Origin of the sequence: Streptomyces sp. NPDC008163 (genome assembly GCF_042956885.1) — a bacterium.
GTDB classification, from domain to species: Bacteria; Actinomycetota; Actinomycetes; order Streptomycetales; family Streptomycetaceae; genus Streptomyces; species Streptomyces drozdowiczii_A.
The window spans coordinates 276,356-294,064 of the sequence record NZ_JBIBHG010000009.1; the positions used below are offsets into that span (position 1 = coordinate 276,356).

Genomic DNA, 17,709 nt, shown 5'->3' on the forward strand with positions numbered 1-17,709 from the left:
CCCCCGTGGGACATCCGTGCTTGTCAGGGCCTCGACGGCGGGGTTACCCACTGGTTAGGGTGCGCCGACGGAATCCATGACGGACGAGGAGAACACTGTGACCGGGACGGACGACGCAGTCGACGAGGACGCGCTGTATGTGCTGACCGCGATCCTGCTGACGCCCGCGCAGTTCCCCAGTGTGCTCGGCGACGACTATCCGGCGGCCTGCGCGGCGCTGGGGCTCGAGCCGTACGCCGAGGGTTACGGCCTGGTCCTGGGCCAGGACTCGGACGGCGCCCGGTGGACCGTCGTCGTGGACGACGTGTCCCTGGTGGCGGTGGCGATCGCGTCGTGGGACTGCGGCATGGAGTACGACCTGTCGCCGGACGACGGCTCGGTGGTCGCCGCGCTGCCCGGCTGGCCGCTCGCCGTGGCCGTCGCCGCGCCGGGGGTGCCGGCCCCGCACGACCCGGAACCCGATCCGGACGGGGAGGACCCGGCCCCCCTGTCGCCTCCCGACACAGAGGTGTGGGGCCCGGCCCAGCGCCGCATGGGCGCGGACGCCATCGCCTCGCAGTGGGCCGCCTGGCGCGAGCAGATGGACGACGCGCCGGAGTCCACCACGGACAACTCGAGGGATTCCGCTTCGGACGACGACGCGGCGGACACCGGCCCGGACGACGAAGCGACGGGCTCCGCCCCGGACGACGCACCGCAGCCGCAGACTCCCGGCCCGCACCCCGGTATCCGGCTGGCGCTGGCCGTGGCGCGCGGCTATCTGAAGGATCCGCCGCCCCCGGGCCGCATCCGGTCCTCGTTCGCGCCCGGGGACGCCCGGATGATCCGGGCCGACGGCCCCGGCTGGTCGATGGTGGCCAGGACCGACGACATCGCCTTCATGCTCCTGGACGAGGTCCCGGGCGAGATCCTGCCGGTCAGGCGCGGGCCCGAACTGCCCGGTCTCCTCAAGGCCCTGGACGCCATAGCCGTACGCCCGTCCTGATCGCCGGCGGGATGACCGCCGCTGGGATCGGACGGGCTCGGGGGGCGGGCGAGGTCAGAGCGTTCGAGTGGCCGGTGCGGTTCGGCGGGGAGCTCGATCCCGACCGGGTCTCCGGGCCTGACCACGCCGCCGACGGTGACGACGCTCATGATGCCGGCCTTGCGGACGATGTTGCCCGCCTCGTCGCGGCCGACGACCTGCTTGAGGAGGCCGCCCTGGAAGGTGTCGATCTGCATGCACGGATTGCGCAGTCCGGTCACCTCGACGACCGCCTCGTCACCGAGGTGCAGCAGGGTGCCGACGGGCAGGGCCAGCAGATCGATGCCCCGGGTCGTGATGTTCTCGCCGATGTCCCCGGGCGCCACCTCGAAGCCCAGCGCCCGGACCTCTTCGAACAGTTCCTCGTGGATGAGGTGCACCTGGCGCAGATTCGGCTGCGTGGGGTCCTGGGCGACCCTGGAGCGGTGCTTGACCGTGACCCCCGCGTGCACATCGCCCTCCACGCCGAGGCCGGCGAGCAGAGTGACGCTCTCGTGGTTGGGCTTGGTGAAGCTGTAGGTCTCGCTCCTGCTGACAGCGGTCACGGTGCCACTCACGGCGGATACCCCTCTCAGCGGACGGCCCTCAGCGGCCGATCTCCTTGCGCGTGATCCTACGGAGCCGTCGGCGCTGGCCGGGGTCCAGGGCGAGATACGCGAGCGCGGGAACGCCGACGAGCACGAGCAGGGACAGCCAGAACCCGATGAACGGCATCAGGACGACCGCGACGACGACTCCCCCGATGGCAACCTTGGCGCTGTTCGACATCGTCCGTACCTCCTCCGCGACCCGTGGCCGCCTCTGATGGTGAGAACGTCCGCGCGCCCTCATCGGTTCCTGGTGCCCGTTCCGTCACTCGCACAGCGCCCGGTCACCGCAGCGGCGCACCGACCTCGTGCATATGGGTGAGCGCCTGCCGATAGGACTCGACGAGTCCGGTCTCCGTGTACGGCAGCCCCATGGTCTCGCAATGGGCCCTGACCAGGGGCTGGACCAGGCGCAGGTGCGGCCGGGGCATGCTCGGGAAGAGGTGGTGCTCGATCTGGTAGTTGAGGCCGCCGAGGAACCAGTCGGTGAGGACCGCTCCGCGTACGTTGCGCGAGGTGAGGACCTGGCGCCGGAGGTGGTCCCAGCGGTCCCCGTCGGGGTCGGGCATCTCCATGCCCTTGTGGTTCGGGGCGAAGGCCATGCCGAGGTGGAGTCCGAACAGCGCGTGGTGCAGGAGCGCGAAGACGACGGCCTTCCCCGGTGACATGGCGGTGAGGAGCAGGGCGGCGTAGAGGCCGAGATGCGCGGTGAGCAGGAAAGCGGACAGGGTTCGCTCGCGCGGGGACTGCTGCTTCAGGTACTGGAATCCGGAGATCTTGAGGGCGATACCTTCGAGGAGCAGCATCGGGAAGAACAGCCGGGCCTGGTTGCGGGTGAGCCAGCGGGCGAACCCTTCGCGCTGCGCGGCCTGCTTCTGGGTCCACACGAGGGCGCCCACCCCGACGTCGGGGTCCTTGTCGATGTGGTTGGGGTTGGCGTGGTGCCGTACGTGCTTGTCGTTCCACCATGCTTCGTTCATGCCGAGCAGCAGGTTGCCGTGGAGGAGGCCGATCACACGGCTGACCTTGCGGTTGGTGGATATCTGGGCGTGCCCCGCGTCGTGTCCCACGAATGCGGTACGGGCCCACAGGAGCGCCAGGGGCAGGGCGAGCGGCAGCACCCACCAGGTGTTGCCCAGGAGGACGATGCCGGTGGCCACGGCCGCCAGGGCGAGCAGGTTGACGGTGATTCCAACCGCGTACCAGCCGGTGCGCCGTTCGAGGAGTCCTTGCGCCTTGGCGTCTCGCAGCAGCGGCGCGAAGTCGCTTCCTGGGCTTCGGGCGCCGTCACGCGTTCGTTCCGCTGCGGCAGGAATGGCCTGGGGCATGATGTCTCCGGTCTCGATTCCGCTCCGACCCCAGAAACGTACGGTTCGGTGGTTACTCAGAGCCATGGCGCCACCACCAAAGGGCATGGTGGGGCCAGCACCAGCCCCGGACGGGGGGCCGACCGCACCGGGGCCCGCACCCGTGCCACTACGTGGCACACCTCACATGAAGCAGCGGCCCCGAGGTGCGGAAGTTGAGGTACCCTCGGCGACCTCGGTCGGCTAGTCAAATTTGAGGACTCTGACATCGCTGTGCACAGCCCTTCCTCCGCTTCCCTCTCCGCAATCTCCGCGTTCGCCGGCTGTTCCGTGGTCTTCCTGCCCTCGGACCCGTCCCGCACCGGCCGCCTCGCCTTCTGGCACCCCGACGGCAGCAGCCCGCCCGAAGGCCCCGGCGAGCCCGGCACGCTGACGGTCGCGGGCCCCGACGCCCTGCCGTACGAGGTCCCGGCGCGCCTCCTGTCCGTCGCGGACGGGCTGCCCGTGCTCACCCGTGCGCGGTCGGCGGCGCACGCCTCCGCGGCGGTGGCGTTCTGGGGTGCGGCGGGGCTGCTCGCCCTCCAGTTCGCCGCCCGGGGCCTCCTCCTTCCGGGGCTGAGCGCCACGGACCACGACAGCTGGCGGTCCGGGCCGCTCACCCCGGACGACCTGATGCGCGTCCGTACGCTGGCCGCCTCCATGCCGCCCACCGCCCACGCCGTGCCCGTCGACGCGGCGGCCCGACCGCTGCTCCTGCCCGAACCGGAGTGCCTGGTGCGGGCGTTCCTCGACGCGGTCGCCGACTCCCTGCCCCGGTCACCCGCCGCACCGCTCGCCGCGGGCGGGCCGGCGTTCACCGCGTGGGAGCCGCAGCGTCTGCCCGGCCACCGGGCCTGGGCCGCCGATGTGGCGGCGGGACATGACGCGGGCGTACGGCTGTCGTTGCGCGTGGAGGTCAGGGGGCTGGACGGGGCCGAGGGGCCTTCGTTCCGCGTGGTGCCGCAGATCCACAGCGTCAGCGACCCGGCCGTGGTGGCCGATGCCGCCGAGGTGTGGGCGGGCGGCGGCCCGGCCGCGGAGGCGTTCGGACCGCGCGCCCGGATGGACACCCTGCTGATGCTGCGCCGGGCAGCCCGCGCCTGGCCGACCCTCACCCCGCTGCTCTCGGCGGCCGTGCCCGACGCGGTGGACCCCGCCGACGAGGAGATCACCGACCTCCTCGGCCCCGCCGCGCGGGCGCTTGCCGCGACGGGCGTCCAGGTGCACTGGCCCAAGGAGCTGAGCGCCCGCAAGCTCACGGCGCGCGCGGTGATCGGACCGGACGGCGAGGAGGCGGACGGCGGCGCGCCCCGGGGGCTCGGGCGCACCGCGTCGGACGCCGCGCCGCTGCTGTCGTCCGACGCGCTGCTGACCTTCAACTGGTGGTTCGCCCTCGGCGACCAGCAGCTCAGCCGCGAGGAGCTGGACCGGCTGGCCGAGGCGGGCCGGCCGCTGGTGCGGCTGCGCGACCAGTGGGTGCTCATCGACCCGGACGAGGCGCGGCGGGCCCGGGAGACGCAGGACCGCAAGGTCACCCCGATCGACGCGCTGGGCGCGGCGCTGACCGGTTCCGCCGAGATGGACGGCCGGCGGGTCGAGGTCCGGGCCACCGGCTGGCTGGAACGGCTGCGTGAGCGCGTCGCCGACCCGGCCCGGCAGGACGGGGAGCCGGCGGTCGGTCAGCCGGACGCGCTCACCGCGACTCTGCGGGACTATCAGCTCCGGGGCCTGAACTGGCTGCACACCATGACCTCGCTCGGGCTCGGCGGCTGCCTCGCCGACGACATGGGCCTCGGCAAGACGATCACCCTGATCGCACTGCACCTGCACCGCCAGACCCTGGAGGGCGGTGCGGGGCCCACGCTCGTGGTCTGCCCGACCTCGCTGATGGGCAACTGGCAGCGCGAGATCGAGAAGTTCGCCCCAGGTGTCCCGGTCCGCCGCTTCCACGGCGCGTCCCGCACCCTGGAGGACCTGGCGGCGGACGGGTTCGTGCTCACGACGTACGGGACGATGCGGCTGGACGCCCCGAGGCTCGCCTCGGCCCGGTGGGGCATGGTCGTCGCGGACGAGGCGCAGCATGTGAAGAACCCGTACTCGGCGACGGCCCGCGCGCTGCGCACCATCGGCGCCGGGGCGCGGGTGGCGCTGACCGGCACCCCGGTGGAGAACAACCTCTCCGAGCTGTGGGCGATCCTCGACTGGACGACGCCGGGGCTGCTGGGCCGGCTCGGCACGTTCCGCACCCGGTACGCGCGGGCGGTGGAGGGCGGGGACCCGGCGGCGGCGGAGCGGCTGGGCGCGCTGGTGCGGCCCTTCCTGCTGCGCCGGCGCAAGTCGGATCCCGGTATCGCGCCGGAGCTGCCGCCGAAGACGGAGACGGACCGGGCGGTGTCGCTGACGCCCGAACAGGCGGGTCTGTACGAGGCGGTGGTACGGGAGACGCTGGCGGCGATCGCGGAGGCCGACGGCATGGCCAGGCGCGGTCTGGTGGTGAAGCTGCTGACCTCGCTCAAGCAGATCTGCAACCACCCGGCGCAGTACCTCAAGGAGGACGAGCCACGCATCGCCGGACGCTCGGGCAAGCTGGAACTGCTGGACGAACTCCTGGACACCATCGTGGCGGAGGGGGCCGGGGTCCTGGTGTTCACCCAGTACGTCGGAATGGCCCGGCTCCTCGAACGGCATCTGGCGGCGCGCGGTATCGGCACGCAGTTCCTGCACGGCGGCACACCGGTGGCCGCGCGGGAGGCGATGGTGAACCGGTTCCAGGCGGGCGAGGCGCCGGTGTTCCTGTTGTCGCTGAAGGCCGCGGGCACGGGGCTCAATCTGACGAGGGCCGGTCATGTGGTGCACTTCGACCGCTGGTGGAACCCGGCGGTCGAGGCACAGGCCACCGATCGTGCGTACCGGATCGGGCAGACGCAGCCGGTGCAGGTCCACCGGCTGATCGCCGAGGGGACGATCGAGGACCGGATCGCGGACATGCTCGCCCGCAAGCAGGGGCTGGCCGACGCGGTGCTGGGGTCCGGTGAGAGCGCGCTGACCGAGCTCAGCGACGCGGAGCTGGCCGATCTGGTGGCGCTTCGAGGGGGGACGCGATGAGGGACGGATACGAGAACGAGGAGTTCGCCGAGGGCGGCGACGGGCGGGAGGACGGGGTGGCCGGGCAGGAACGCACCTTCGCCGCCCTGCCTCCGGCCCCGGGGCGCGGTTTCGCCGCTTCCTGGTGGGGAAAGGCGTGGCTCAAGGCGCTGGAGGACACCGCTCTGGACTTGCGGCAGCTGAAGGCGGGGCGGCGCGTGGCCCGGGAGGGCGGGGTCGGTGCCGTGTCCGTGCGGCCCGGCCGGATCACGGCGGTGGTGCGTGAGCGGGACGGGAGCACGTATCGCAGCGATGTGCTGCTCCAGGAGCTGGACGAGCTGGAGTGGGACCGGTTCCTGGACATGGCGACCGAGCGGACGGGGCACATCGCCGCGCTGCTCGACCGGGAGATGCCGCCGCACCTGGTGGAGGACGCCGCGGCGGCCGGCATGGATCTGCTCCCGGGCATCGGTGACCTGGAGCCGCGGTGCTCCTGTGAGGCGTGGGACCACTGTCTGCACACCGCCGCCCTCTGTTACCAGGTGGCGCGGCTCCTGGACCAGGACCCGTTCGTGCTGCTGCTGATGCGGGGACGCGGCGAGCGGATACTGCTGGACGGGCTCCAGGAGCGGATCGCGGCGACGGCCGGGGCGCCGGAGTTCACGGCCGGGGCCGAGCAGCGGGCGCCGGAGCCGGGTGGGTCCGGCGTACCGGCGGATCAGGCGTATGCCGCGGGCTCCATCCTGCCCGCTCTGCCGGCGCCTCCGGAGCTTCCCGGGGAGCCGGGCGCCGCCCCCTCGCTCGACACGGAGACGGACCCCGAGGCGGGGGTGGACCCGACCGCGCTGGAGATGCTCGTGCGGGACGCGGCCGCCCGGGCGCACCGGATGCTCGCCGACGCCCTGGCGCCCGGTCATGAGGGGCGGCCGGTACCCGAGGTGCTGACGGTGCGCCAGGACGCGGTCAGGCTGGCCGCCGACGGGCGCCCGGAGCCGTGGATCCTCCACCGATTGGCGAGCGGCGCGGGGAAGACGCGCGCCGGGCTCCCCGCCGCGGTCGCGGCCTGGCGGTACGGTGGGGCGACCGCGCTCGCCGTGCTGGACGAGGACCGGTCCCTGGACGGCGAGGCGTTGGCCCGGGCCAGGACCCGGCTGGCCGAGGCGTGGGAGGAGGACGAGGCGCCCGGGCTGCGGGCCGAGCGCAACCGCTGGACGTCGGCGGACGGCGGCCTCCAGCTCCGCTACGGGCCGGACGGGCGCTGGTATCCGTACCGGAAGGAGAACGGTCAGTGGTTCCCGGCGGGTCCGTCCGACGATGATCCGGCAGCCGCCTGGGCGGAGGCACAGGGCGTCTGACGGCGCGTCGGCTGCGCCCGAACACCCCGTGTATGGACAGGATTTGGGGTACCGGCCGTCTTCCGTGACATGCGTGTCACCCGTACGGTGGGGCCCGCACTCGGCTCGGCCGTACATCGGACAGCACGTTCCGGTGAGCGGACGGGCCGGCCGGTACCCGCGCCCGGCGCCGCACCTTCCGTATCCCTGCCCGTCTCACCCCCACAGGAGTTCGCATGGAACGCAGAAGAATCCTCCAGGGCGCCGCGGTCGCGGCGGCGGGAGCGCTGCTGCCCGCCTCCGTCCGCGCCGCCGCCGCGACGACGGGTACCACGGACTATCCGGCGGCGCAGTGGGTTCCCGCTTCGACGTCCAACTACACGGCGTCTTCGCGCCCTTCGGCGTACCCCGTGCAGTACGTCATCATCCATGTCACCCAGGAGACTTTCTCCAAGACGGTGTCCATCTTCCAGAACCCGGCGAAGCAGGTCTCCGCGCACTATGTGGTGCGTTCGGGCGACGGGTACGTCAACCAGATGGTGCGGGAGAAGGACATCGCCTGGCACGCGGGGAACTGGGACTACAACACCCGCAGCATCGGCATCGAGCACGAGGGGTGGGTGGACCAGCCCGCGTACTTCACCGACTCCCTGTACGAGCAGTCGGCGCTGCTCACGGCGAATATCTGCAACCGTCACAACATTCCCAAGGACCGGGCCCACATCCTCGGGCACGTCGAGGTCCCCGGCACCGACCACACCGACCCGGGTCCGCACTGGGACTGGGTGCGCTACATCCGCCTGGTCAATCTTCTCGGCGCGAGCTGACCATCACTCCGGCGGGAGGGGCGGTTGCAGCCCCGCCTCTCCCCCCGTGACCGGACAGCGCACGAAGAGGATTCCCTGCACATCGCCGTCGGGCGCGCCGTAGACGTGCGGCACATCGGCCCGCCACCGGGCAGAGGCCCCGGGCCCGACGGTGCTGAGGTCATCCGGGCGCCCGACGACGGCGGTGCCCGCGAGGACCATCAGGCTCTCGGACGTACCCGGCACGTGGGCCTCCGACTCCTGGACCGCCCCGGCGCGAATGGTCACCCGGAACACATCGGTGACCGCTTCCCCGTCCTCGTACCGCTCGATCAGCACGGCGGTGACGGCGCTGCCGGAGACACCCGCCCGCCGCTCGACGGGGGCGCCGTCCGGCAGCGGGTCGCTCAGTACCGCGCTCAGGGGGCGACCGAGGGCGGTGGTGAGGGCGTACAGGGTCTCCAGGGTGGGGTTGCGGCGGCCGCTCTCCAGCTCCGAGAGCGTGCCCTTGCCGACCCCGGAGCGCCGCGAGAGCTCCGAGAGCGACACGTCCATGCCGTGCCGCAGGGCCCGCAGCCTGCGCCCCACGTCCTCGTTCAGCCCCATCGCCGTCCGCCCGCTCGCCCATCCGGTTGACGGGCACCGGCCCGCGTCTCTAGTGTTCCACAAACAGAACGTTCCGTATACGGAACGCCCGGCAGCATCCCGGAAGTGGCTCACTCATGTCCGCGTTGACCCGCATACGTTCGGCCGCGCCTCCCTCCGCCGTGGTGGCCGGGCTGATCGCCGTCATGGTCGGGGTCACCAGCTCCGCCGCACTGGTCTTCACCGCCGCGAAGGCGGCCGGGGCGGACGCGCGCGAGATCTGCTCCTGGATGCTGGCGCTCGGCGTCGGACTGGCCTGCACCAGTGCCGGCCTGTCGATGCGCCACCGGGCACCGGTCGTGACCGCCTGGTCGACACCCGGGGCGGCTCTGCTGACGACGGGTCTGAGCGGGGTCTCCATGGCGCAGGCCGTCGGCGCGTTCGTCTTCTCGGCGCTGCTCATCGTGGTGAGCGGTGTCACGGGCTGGTTCGCCCGGGTCATGAACCGCATCCCCGTGCCGCTGGCCGCCGCACTGCTCGCGGGGGTGCTGCTGAGGTTCGGCACGGGCCTGTTCAGCACCATGCACCAGAGCTTCGCGGTCGCCTTCCCGATGTTCGTGATCTATCTGCTGGGCCGCCGTCTGCTGCCGCGTTACGCGGTGCTGCTGGCGCTCGCCGCGGGGGTGGTGGCCACTCTGTTCACCGGGGGCTGGCGGACCGCCGAGGTCCGGCTCTCCCTGGCCACACCGGTCTTCACCGCGCCCGAGTTCGACTGGAAGGTGCTCATCAGCGTAGGCGCGCCGCTGTTCGTCGTGACCATGGCCTCGCAGAATCTGCCGGGTGTCGCCGTACTGCGCGGTTCCGGGTACGACGACGTGCCGGTGTCCCCGCTGATGACATGGACGGGTGCGGCCAACGCCGTGCTGGCGCCCTTCGGGGCGTTCGGGCTCAACCTCGCCGCCATCACGGCCGCGATCTGCACGGGCGACGAGGCGCACCCGGACCGCGACCAGCGCTATCTCGCGGCTGTGTGGGCGGGGTTCTTCTACCTGTGCGTGGGGCTCCTCGGCGCGACCGTCGCCTCACTGCTGACGGCCATGCCGCACGAACTCGTCCTGGCGATCGCGGGCATCGGGCTCCTCGCGACGATCGAGTCCTCGCTGGCCACCGCACTCGCCGACAAGGCGTCGCGCGAGGCGGCCGTCGTCACCTTCCTGGCCACCGCTTCGGGCGTGACGCTGCTGGGCATCGGCTCCGCGTTCTGGGGCCTGCTGGCGGGCCTCGTCACCAGCGCGATCGCCACGGTGGGACGCCCGCGCCGCGAGGAGCCCGCACCGGAACCGCGGCCGAGCGGACTCCCCGCGCGCTGACCGCTTCCGAACCGCCGAAGGCCCCCTGTCCCCTAGGTGGAACACAGTTGCCCCGGGCATCGGTAGCGGGTTGGGATGGTGTCATGCAGAAAGCGGTATCCCACCCCTCCGCCGAATCCCCGGCGCCCTTCGACCACCTGGACCACCGTTACCGCGGCGAGCACCCGGTCCGCACCCTCGCACTCCTCTTCCGCCCCGACCGGGGGCGACTGGCTCTGGCCGTCGTCCTCTTCACCGTGAAGCACAGCCCCATATGGCTGCTCCCCCTGATCACCGCCACCGTGCTGGACGTGGTGGTCCAGCACGGTGCGGAAACCGAGCTCTGGAAGGCCACCGGCCTCCTGCTGTTCGTCCTCGTCCTCAACTACCCGCTCCATCAGTGGTACGTGCGCTGCCTCGGCGGCAGCATCCGCCGCATGGGCATCACCCTGCGCTCCGCGCTCTGCCGCCGGATGCAGCAGCTGTCCGTCGGCTACCACGCCCGGGTCAGCTCCAGCGTGCTCCAGGCCAAGGTGGTCCGCGACGTCGAAGCCGTCGAGCAGATGGTGCAGCAGAGCGCCGACATGGGGCTCGGGGCCGTCGTGACACTGGTCGGCGGGCTCGTCGTCATCGGCATCCGCGTCCCCTCGTTCCTGCCCGTCTTCCTGGTCGTCGTGCCCGCGGCCGGGTTCCTCGTGATGAAGCTGAGGGGGAGGCTGCGCAGCCACAACGAGTCCTTCCGGCGCGAGGTGGAGCAGTTGTCGTCCCGGGTCGGCGAGATGACCACCCTCATCCCCATCACCCGCGCCCACGGTCTGGAGCGCACCGCGCTGGGGCGCGTGGACGGCTCCTTGCGGCAGGTGTTCGCCGCCGGTCTGCGCCTGGACATGCTCAACGGCCGTTTCGGCTCGCTGGCCTGGGTCCTGCTCAACACGCTGGGCGTGCTCTGCCTGACCGGGTCCGCACTGGTCGCGTACCACGGCTGGCTGGCCGTCACCGCCGGTGACGTCGTCATGCTGAGCGCCTTCTTCACCGTCCTGACCGGCTCGGTGACCACGCTCCTCGGGCTCGCCCCCATCCTCACCAAGGGCCTTGAGTCGGTGCGTTCGGCGGGTGAGGTGCTCCAGGCTCCCGACCTGGAGCACAACGCGGGCAAGGCGCAGCTGGAGCAGGTCACCGGACGCATCGACTTCGAGGACGTCTCCTTCGCGTACGAGGACGAGCGGCCCGCCGTCGACGGGTTCACGCTCTCCGCGCGGCCCGGCGAGACGATCGCCCTGGTCGGCGCGTCGGGGGCGGGCAAGTCGACGGTCCTCAATCTGCTCATCGGGTTCATCCGGCCCACCGGGGGGCGCATCCTCCTGGACGGCACCGACATGGCGGGGCTCGACCTGCGCAGCTACCGGAGGTTCCTCTCGGTCGTGCCGCAGGAGTCGATCCTCTTCGAGGGCAGCATCCGCGACAACGTCACGTACGGGCTCGGGCACACCGACGAGGCGACGCTGCTCAGCGCCCTGGAGGACGCCAACGCCATGGAGTTCGTCCGTCGGCTGCCCCAGGGCCTGGACACGGTGGTCGGGGAGCGCGGTGCCCGGCTCTCCGGCGGCCAGAAGCAGCGGCTCGCGATCGCCCGGGCACTGATCCGTGATCCGAGGGTCCTGGTGCTCGACGAGGCGACCTCGGCACTGGACAACCGCTCCGAGGCGCTGGTGCAGGAGGCGCTGTCCCGGCTGGTGCACGGCCGGACCGTCTTCGTCGTCGCGCACCGCCTCTCCACCATCCAGGGGGCCGACCGGATCGTGGTCATGGAGGGCGGCCGGATCGCGGAGGTCGGCACGCACGAGGAACTGCTGGGCCGCCACGGGGTGTACGCGGGCCTCCAGCCGGCGTTCCCGTAGCGGAGGAAGGGGCCCGGGCGCTCCCGGGCCCCTCGTTCACCAGTCGTGGACGGTGCCGTCCCGGAGCCGGTTCACCGGCAGGTAGGTCTGCTCGTACGGGTGGGCCGCCGCGAGCTCCTCGTCCAGCTCCACACCGATGCCGGGCGCCTCGCCGGGGTGCAGGAAGCCGTCGGTGAAGGTGTACGCGTGCCGGAACACCTCCTCGGTGAGGGCGTTGTGGCCCGAGTACTCCTGGATGCCGAAGTTGTGCACGGCGAAGCCGAGGTGGACGGCGGCGGCCATTCCGACCGGGGAGATGTCCTCGGGCCCGTGGATGGCGCTCTTGATCTGGTACTGCGCCGCGAAGTCGAAGAGCTTGCGCAGCGGGGTGACCCCGCCGAAGTGGGTGACCGCGCTGCGCACGTAGTCGATCAGCTGCTCGGTGATCAGCGTCTGGTAGTCGTACACCGTGTTGAAGACCTCGCCGAGCGCGAGGGGCGTCGTGGTGTGGCGGCGTACGAGTCGCAGGGCCTCCTGGTTCTCGCCGGGGGTGCAGTCCTCCAGCCAGAACGGGCGGTACGGTTCCAGGTCCTTGCCGAGCCGGGCCGCCTGAATGGGCGTGAGGCGGTGGTGCGCGTCGTGGAGCAGCGGTATCCCGGCACCGAACTCCGCGCGAACCGCCTCGAACACGGCGGGAGTGTGGCGCAGGTACGCGTCCGTGTCCCAGTCCTCGACCAGGGGCCGGGTCTGCTGGTGGAGGACGCGCTCGCCCTGCTCGTCGGTGGTGTGCACACCGTAGACGGCCTTGAGGCCGGGGATGCCCGTCTGGATGCGGACGGCGGGGTAGCCCTCGGCCAGCCGCTGCCGCACGGAGTCGAGGAGTTCGGGGATGTCGCGGCCGTTGGCGTGGCCGTAGGTGGTGAGGCGGTCGCGGGAGGCGCCGCCGAGCAGCTGGTAGAGCGGCAGCCCGGCAGCCTTCGCCTTGATGTCCCACAGGGCGACGTCGACGGCGGCGATGGCGGCCATGGTGACCGGGCCGCGCCGCCAGTAGGCGCCCCGGTAGAGGTACTGCCAGGTGTCCTCGATCCGGTGCGGGTCCAGGCCGGTGAGCAGGGGCACCACATGGTCGGTGAGGTAGCTGACGACCGCGAGCTCCCGGCCGTTGAGCGTGGCGTCGCCGAGACCGGTGATTCCTTCGTCCGTCGTCAGTTTCAGCGTCACGAAGTTGCGGCCGGGGCTGGTGACGACGACCTGCGCGTCGGCGATCCTCATGGTGGCTCTCTTTCGGGCTGCGGCGGGCCGGCGCCCGTCGCCCTGACCGGGGGCCGCCCGCTGCATAGAGTGGCGTGCGTGATGGTGCGTGAGGATACGGGACGGACGGGCGGGCGCCGCGCGGGCTACCTGGCAGCGGCGGTCGTCTTCGCCATCGGCATGGCCGGCACCACGCTGCCGACCCCGCTCTACGGGCTGTACCAGAAGGAGATCGGGTTCTCCGAGCTGATGGTGACCGTGGTCTTCGCGGTGTACGCCGTCGCGGTCATCTCGGTACTCCTGGTCGCGGGCAACTACTCGGACAAGGTGGGCCGCAAGCCCGTGCTGCTGGCCGCCCTGGCACTGTCCGCCGCGAGCGCGGGGTGCTTCCTGCTGGAGAGCGGGCTGCCCCTGCTCTTCGCCGGGCGGGTGCTGTCCGGCGGCGCGGCGGGCCTGCTGAGCGGTGCGGCGACCGCGGCGGTCATCGAACTCGCGTCGCCGGGGCAGAAGGCGCGCGCCGGATTCGCCGCTACGGCCGCGAACATGGGCGGGCTGGGCTGCGGCCCGCTGCTCTCCGGTGTGCTGGCCGAGTACACGCCCTGGCCGCTGTCCCTGCCGTTCTGGGTGCACCTGGGTCTGGTCGCCGTGGCGTGCCTCATCACGTGGCGGCTGGCGGAGACGGTGGCCGGACCTCGGCGGTGGCCCCGGCTCGAACCGCAGGGTGTCAGGGTGCCCGCCGAGGTGAAGGGCGTGTTCGTGCCGGCCTCGCTGGCCGCCTTCGCCGGTTTCGCGCTGCTCGGCCTGTTCACCGCTGTCGCCCCCAGCTTCGCGGCCGAGACGCTGGACGTGCACAACCTGGCGGTGACGGGCGCGGTGGTGTTCTCGGTGTTCTGCGCCTCGACGGTCGGACAGTCCCTGGCCCCGCGCATCGGGGCGCGCCGGGCGCTGCCGCTCGGCTGTGCCGTGCTGATCGTGGGGCTTTCGCTGGTCGCGTCGTCGTTGCCGGCGAAGTCGCTGGTGCTGCTCGTGCTGGGCGCGGTCTGCGGGGGCATCGGCCAGGGGCTCGCCTTCCGGGCCGCGCTGACGCTCGTGAGCGAGGCGGCCCCCGCCGAGCACCGGGGCGGCACGATCTCGGCGTTCTTCGTCGTCGCCTACACCGGCATCTCCCTGCCGGTGGTGGGCGTGGGCGCGCTGGCGACCGCGGTGGGGCTGCGCGACGCGGGGCTGGTCTTCACGGGCTGCGTGATGGTGCTGGCGGCGGTGTCGGGGACGTACGCGGCAGTCAGGACGCCGACCGGGGCGTGACGGGCGACCCTCGGACGGAACAGCCATATTCCCCCATTCGGGCTATATTTATATTTTCTTGGCAATTTTCCTTCACGGGGGCTCGGGGCTCGGGGATCCGTTCCGTCACGAGGAAGGTGCGTCCGATGACCGCTTCCACCCGAGTCCGCCGCCTGCTGGCCGGCGCCGCCGCGACCGGCCTGCTCGCCGGAGGTGCCGCCCTGGGGACCGCCGGGGCGGCGGAGGCCGCCCCGGCCCCCGCACCGGCCGCCGTATCCGCGGCGACCCACCACCACGGCCACTGCACCTGGCAGCAGGGCCACTGGCAGAAGCAGTGGGTCAAGGGCCACTGGACGAAGCAGTGGCACAAGGGCCACTACGCCGACCAGAAGGTCTGGCACCCCGGACACTACGACCGGCACGGGCACTGGAAGCCCGGTCACTGGACCCACCACACCCAGTGGGTCAAGGGCCACTGGACCAAGGTGTACGTCCCCGGTCACTGGGACACCCACTGGGTGAAGGGGCACTGGAGCTGCCCCCGCTGAGCGGACTCAGCCGCACTCCTTCCCGTTCAGCGTGAAGGAGTCCGGGTCGGTGGCCGGGGCGCCGTTCGCCTGGAACCCGAACGAGGCGCTGCCGCCCGCCGGGACGGAGCCGTTGTGGCCGGCGTTCCTGACCGTGACCCGGGTGCCGCTCTGCGTGGCGGTCGCGTTCCAGGCGTTGCTGACGCTCTCGGCGCCCTGGAAGTCGAAGGCCAGCTGCCAGCCGTCCAGCGGAGCCGACCCGGTGTTCTTCACCGTCACATCGGCGGTGAAACCTGTGCCCCACGCCTGGCTGACCCGGTAGCTGACATCGCAGGCCCCCGGAGCGGGGTCGGGCGTGTCCGTCGGGTCGGGCGTCGGGGTGGGGTCGGGGGTGGCCGTCGGGTCGGGGGTGGTCGTCGGGTCGGGATCCGGCCCGGGGCCGGTGCCGTCCGGGGCGCTCCCCCACTGGGGCGCCGAGCCCTCCAGGAGCACCATGTGCGGAGCGTCGACCGGCGTGCCGCCGGGGGTCGTCGCCGTCGACGGGTACGACCAGTCGTTCGACGGGTCCCAGGCACCGGCCGAACTGATCCGGAACTGGACCTCCTTGCGGTACGCGGACTGGCCGGCGGGCGCGATGTCCGTGTCCGAGCAGTCCACCGTCGCGTAGTAGACGTCGCCCTCCAGATGCGTCGGGCCCGTCACCTCGCCGCACTGGTTGTAGTTGGTGGTGAAGCTGATGTCGTCGGGTGCGACGCCGGGCTCCAGCGTGAAGTAGTAGCGGACCGAGGCGTCGGTGAGCGCGCGGGCGGGCCACGCGGACCGGTTGATCAGGTACGCCTTGATCTCGGTGAAGTTCGCGCCGGCCGCGTTCACCGATGCCTGGACGGACATCTCCGGCCCGTCCGGCTCCTCCGGCTTCGGGAAGCCGGTGAGCGGGGTCCCGCCGTACTCCGCGTAGAGCCGGGCCAGCGCTCCGGTGAAGGCGGCGTTGTAGTCGGTGGCGACCTCGTTGTTGACGTAGTTGCCGCGGTCGTCGGTGTACGAGTCGTCGGGTGCGCTCGGACCACCCACCAGTGCCCCGTACAGCGTGTGCCGGGTCTCCACCGGGTTGGTCATCTGGTCGGTCCACGAGCCGTGGGCCGTGCGGTGGTGCGGCTTGGCCGGCGGGTTCTCGCCGAAGCCGACGACATAGCTCGATCCGCGCGGGTTGTCGCCGAGGGCGTAGTCGATCTGGCGGACCGCGAAGTCGTGGTACCGGGCCTTGCGGGTGGCGTCACCGGTCAGCCAGTCGGAATAACTCAGCGCGGCGAAGGCGGTGTTCGCGGCGTATCTGAGCGATCCCCAGCTGTCCAGCACGGCCTGGCCGCCGGGCGAGTACGGCACCCGCTGCCCGTTGACGCCGACCGTCCACCAGTCCAGCCAGCGGTTCGCGTCGTCGATGTACTTCTGCTTGCCCGTCAGCTGCGCGAGCAGCACGTACGCCCCGTAGGAGGTGTCGTCCCAGGAGAGCGTCCAGCGGTACGACCGGGTGGTGGTCTGCGGCTCGGTGGAGAGCTTGTCGTAGTATGTCTCGGCCTTGGCGAGGTACGCGGCGTCGCCGGTCGCCTTGTACAGCCAGATGGCGCCCCAGACCAGCTCGTCGTTGTACCCGCTCCAGGAGTTGTAGTAACTCTGCGCGTCGGTGATGCAGTCGCTGTACTTGCCGCGGTAGGTGTCGGCGAAGGTGTACAGCTGCTTGGCGTGGGTGATCAGCTTCGCCGCGTACGCCGGGTCGCTGTCCGAGAACACCATCGAGGACGAGGCCAGGGCCGCGGCGGTCTGGCCGGCCAGGTCGCTGCCGGGGCAGGAGGCGTCGATCTTGTACGCCGGGCGCTTCATCGGCATCACCTCGGCGGGGCCCCACCATTTGTGGTCGTCACCGCCGTTGCCGACCTGCCCGTACAGCACGCTGGGCGAGGGGTGGGCCTTCACGAGGTAGTCGTCCACGAAGCGCAGATTGTTCCGCAGGTGGGGCAGCTGGCCCGACGCCTCGTACGCCGCCCTCTGCTCCGTACCGCCCCACGCGAGCATGGTGGCCGAGTAGGCCATGGGAAGGCCGAACTTCACATGGTCCCCGGCGTCGTACCAGCCGCCCGTCAGGTCCAGGCCGGCGTCCTTGCCGTCGTCCAGGGCGGAGTCGCCGCGCCAGGAGACGCGGTTGGTATCGGGCAGCTTTCCGGACTGCTGGGCCTCGTAGAAGAGGACGGACTTCTGCAGCGCCTCGCCGTAGTCGAACGCGGGAGCGGCCGCCGCGCCGGCCGGCAGGGACAACGGGAGCAGCAGGCCTGCGCCGACGGTGAGCGTCAGGGCCACGGCCCCGAGCGGACCTGGTCTTCGGGACCGCCTTCGCAGGGCGGGGAGGGTGAGCGAGCGCAACGGACTTTCCCTTCGTCACGTCGGTGGGGGTGCCGGGTGTGTGCGGGGGTGCGTGCGTGATCCACGGGGGCGTGGGAGCGCTCCCAAGGGCGTTGCTCATGAAGCCAGTTCCCGGGGGACCTGTCAACGGTTGCGGCACGCCCTCTTCAGCGCCACTGCCCGCCGTGAACACCGCACCGGCCACCCGTTCGGGTGACCCCGCGCGCGGACGGGCCCTGTTCGGCCAAGGCTGGCGTTCTG

The 17,709-nt window shown here is 71.9% G+C and carries 13 protein-coding genes and 1 pseudogene; 8 read left to right on the forward strand and 6 right to left on the reverse strand.

Features of this window, described 5'->3' with window-relative positions:
• The first annotated feature begins 97 nt into the window (after positions 1-97).
• The gene (locus ACFZAT_RS21700) at positions 98-985 is read left to right on the forward strand and encodes a hypothetical protein (protein WP_391266061.1); all 888 of its coding nucleotides are present in this window, start codon (positions 98-100) and stop codon (positions 983-985) included.
• Positions 986-1,044: 59 nt separating this feature from the next.
• On the opposite strand, the pseudogene ACFZAT_RS21705 reads toward ACFZAT_RS21700, so the two are convergent.
• The 3 genes and pseudogenes from ACFZAT_RS21705 to ACFZAT_RS21715 form a co-directional block, all read right to left on the reverse strand.
• A pseudogene (locus ACFZAT_RS21705) lies at positions 1,045-1,569 on the reverse strand (MOSC domain-containing protein); the annotation flags it as partial.
• A gap of 40 nt (positions 1,570-1,609) precedes the next feature.
• Positions 1,610-1,792 carry a hypothetical protein gene (locus ACFZAT_RS21710; protein WP_018523268.1) on the reverse strand — a complete coding sequence of 61 codons (183 nt, stop codon included), beginning with the start codon at positions 1,790-1,792 and terminating at the stop codon, positions 1,610-1,612.
• A 103-nt stretch (positions 1,793-1,895) separates the two neighbouring features.
• Positions 1,896-2,939 carry a fatty acid desaturase gene (locus ACFZAT_RS21715; protein WP_391265879.1) on the reverse strand — a complete coding sequence of 348 codons (1,044 nt, stop codon included), beginning with the start codon at positions 2,937-2,939 and terminating at the stop codon, positions 1,896-1,898.
• Between the two features lie 252 nt (positions 2,940-3,191).
• Between ACFZAT_RS21715 and ACFZAT_RS21720 the strand changes: the two genes are divergently transcribed.
• The 3 genes from ACFZAT_RS21720 to ACFZAT_RS21730 all read left to right on the forward strand — a co-directional run bounded on the left by ACFZAT_RS21720 (position 3,192) and on the right by ACFZAT_RS21730 (position 8,202).
• The gene (locus ACFZAT_RS21720) at positions 3,192-6,062 is read left to right on the forward strand and encodes an SNF2-related protein (protein ID WP_391265881.1); all 2,871 of its coding nucleotides are present in this window, start codon (positions 3,192-3,194) and stop codon (positions 6,060-6,062) included.
• The gene (locus ACFZAT_RS21725; protein WP_391265882.1) at positions 6,059-7,396 is read left to right on the forward strand and encodes an SWF or SNF family helicase; all 1,338 of its coding nucleotides are present in this window, start codon (positions 6,059-6,061) and stop codon (positions 7,394-7,396) included. The genes ACFZAT_RS21720 and ACFZAT_RS21725 overlap by 4 nt, the downstream gene beginning before the upstream one ends.
• Positions 7,397-7,611: 215 nt before the next feature.
• Positions 7,612-8,202, forward strand: a complete 591-nt coding sequence (locus ACFZAT_RS21730) for an N-acetylmuramoyl-L-alanine amidase (protein WP_391265883.1) — start codon at positions 7,612-7,614, stop codon at positions 8,200-8,202.
• Positions 8,203-8,205: 3 nt separating this feature from the next.
• On the opposite strand, the gene ACFZAT_RS21735 is transcribed toward ACFZAT_RS21730, so the two are convergent.
• Positions 8,206-8,787, reverse strand: a complete 582-nt coding sequence (locus ACFZAT_RS21735) for a helix-turn-helix domain-containing protein (protein ID WP_391265884.1) — start codon at positions 8,785-8,787, stop codon at positions 8,206-8,208.
• Positions 8,788-8,903: 116 nt separating this feature from the next.
• On the opposite strand from ACFZAT_RS21735, the gene ACFZAT_RS21740 reads away from it, so the two are divergent.
• Both ACFZAT_RS21740 and ACFZAT_RS21745 read left to right on the forward strand, forming a co-directional pair.
• Positions 8,904-10,136, forward strand: a complete 1,233-nt coding sequence (locus ACFZAT_RS21740; protein ID WP_391265885.1) for a benzoate/H(+) symporter BenE family transporter — start codon at positions 8,904-8,906, stop codon at positions 10,134-10,136.
• Between the two features lie 83 nt (positions 10,137-10,219).
• A complete protein-coding gene (locus ACFZAT_RS21745; protein WP_391265888.1) occupies positions 10,220-12,013 on the forward strand; it encodes an ATP-binding cassette domain-containing protein in 1,794 nt (597 codons plus the stop codon).
• 36 nt (positions 12,014-12,049) lie between these two features.
• Here ACFZAT_RS21745 and manD read toward each other — a convergent pair whose 3' ends face one another.
• Complete coding sequence (manD, locus tag ACFZAT_RS21750; protein ID WP_391265892.1) at positions 12,050-13,264, reverse strand: D-mannonate dehydratase ManD; 1,215 nt, start codon at positions 13,262-13,264, stop codon at positions 12,050-12,052.
• Between the two features lie 81 nt (positions 13,265-13,345).
• Here manD and ACFZAT_RS21755 point away from each other — a divergent pair, with 81 nt between their 5' ends.
• Both ACFZAT_RS21755 and ACFZAT_RS21760 read left to right on the forward strand, forming a co-directional pair.
• Positions 13,346-14,548, forward strand: coding sequence for an MFS transporter (locus tag ACFZAT_RS21755; protein WP_391266062.1), 1,203 nt, complete (start codon positions 13,346-13,348; stop codon positions 14,546-14,548).
• Positions 14,549-14,673: 125 nt separating this feature from the next.
• Complete coding sequence (locus ACFZAT_RS21760) at positions 14,674-15,075, forward strand: hypothetical protein (RefSeq protein WP_391265894.1); 402 nt, start codon at positions 14,674-14,676, stop codon at positions 15,073-15,075.
• A gap of 6 nt (positions 15,076-15,081) precedes the next feature.
• Here the strand turns inward: ACFZAT_RS21760 and ACFZAT_RS21765 are convergent, their stop codons facing one another.
• Positions 15,082-17,406, reverse strand: coding sequence for a glycoside hydrolase family 9 protein (locus tag ACFZAT_RS21765; protein WP_391265895.1), 2,325 nt, complete (start codon positions 17,404-17,406; stop codon positions 15,082-15,084).
• Positions 17,407-17,709 lie beyond the last annotated feature (303 nt).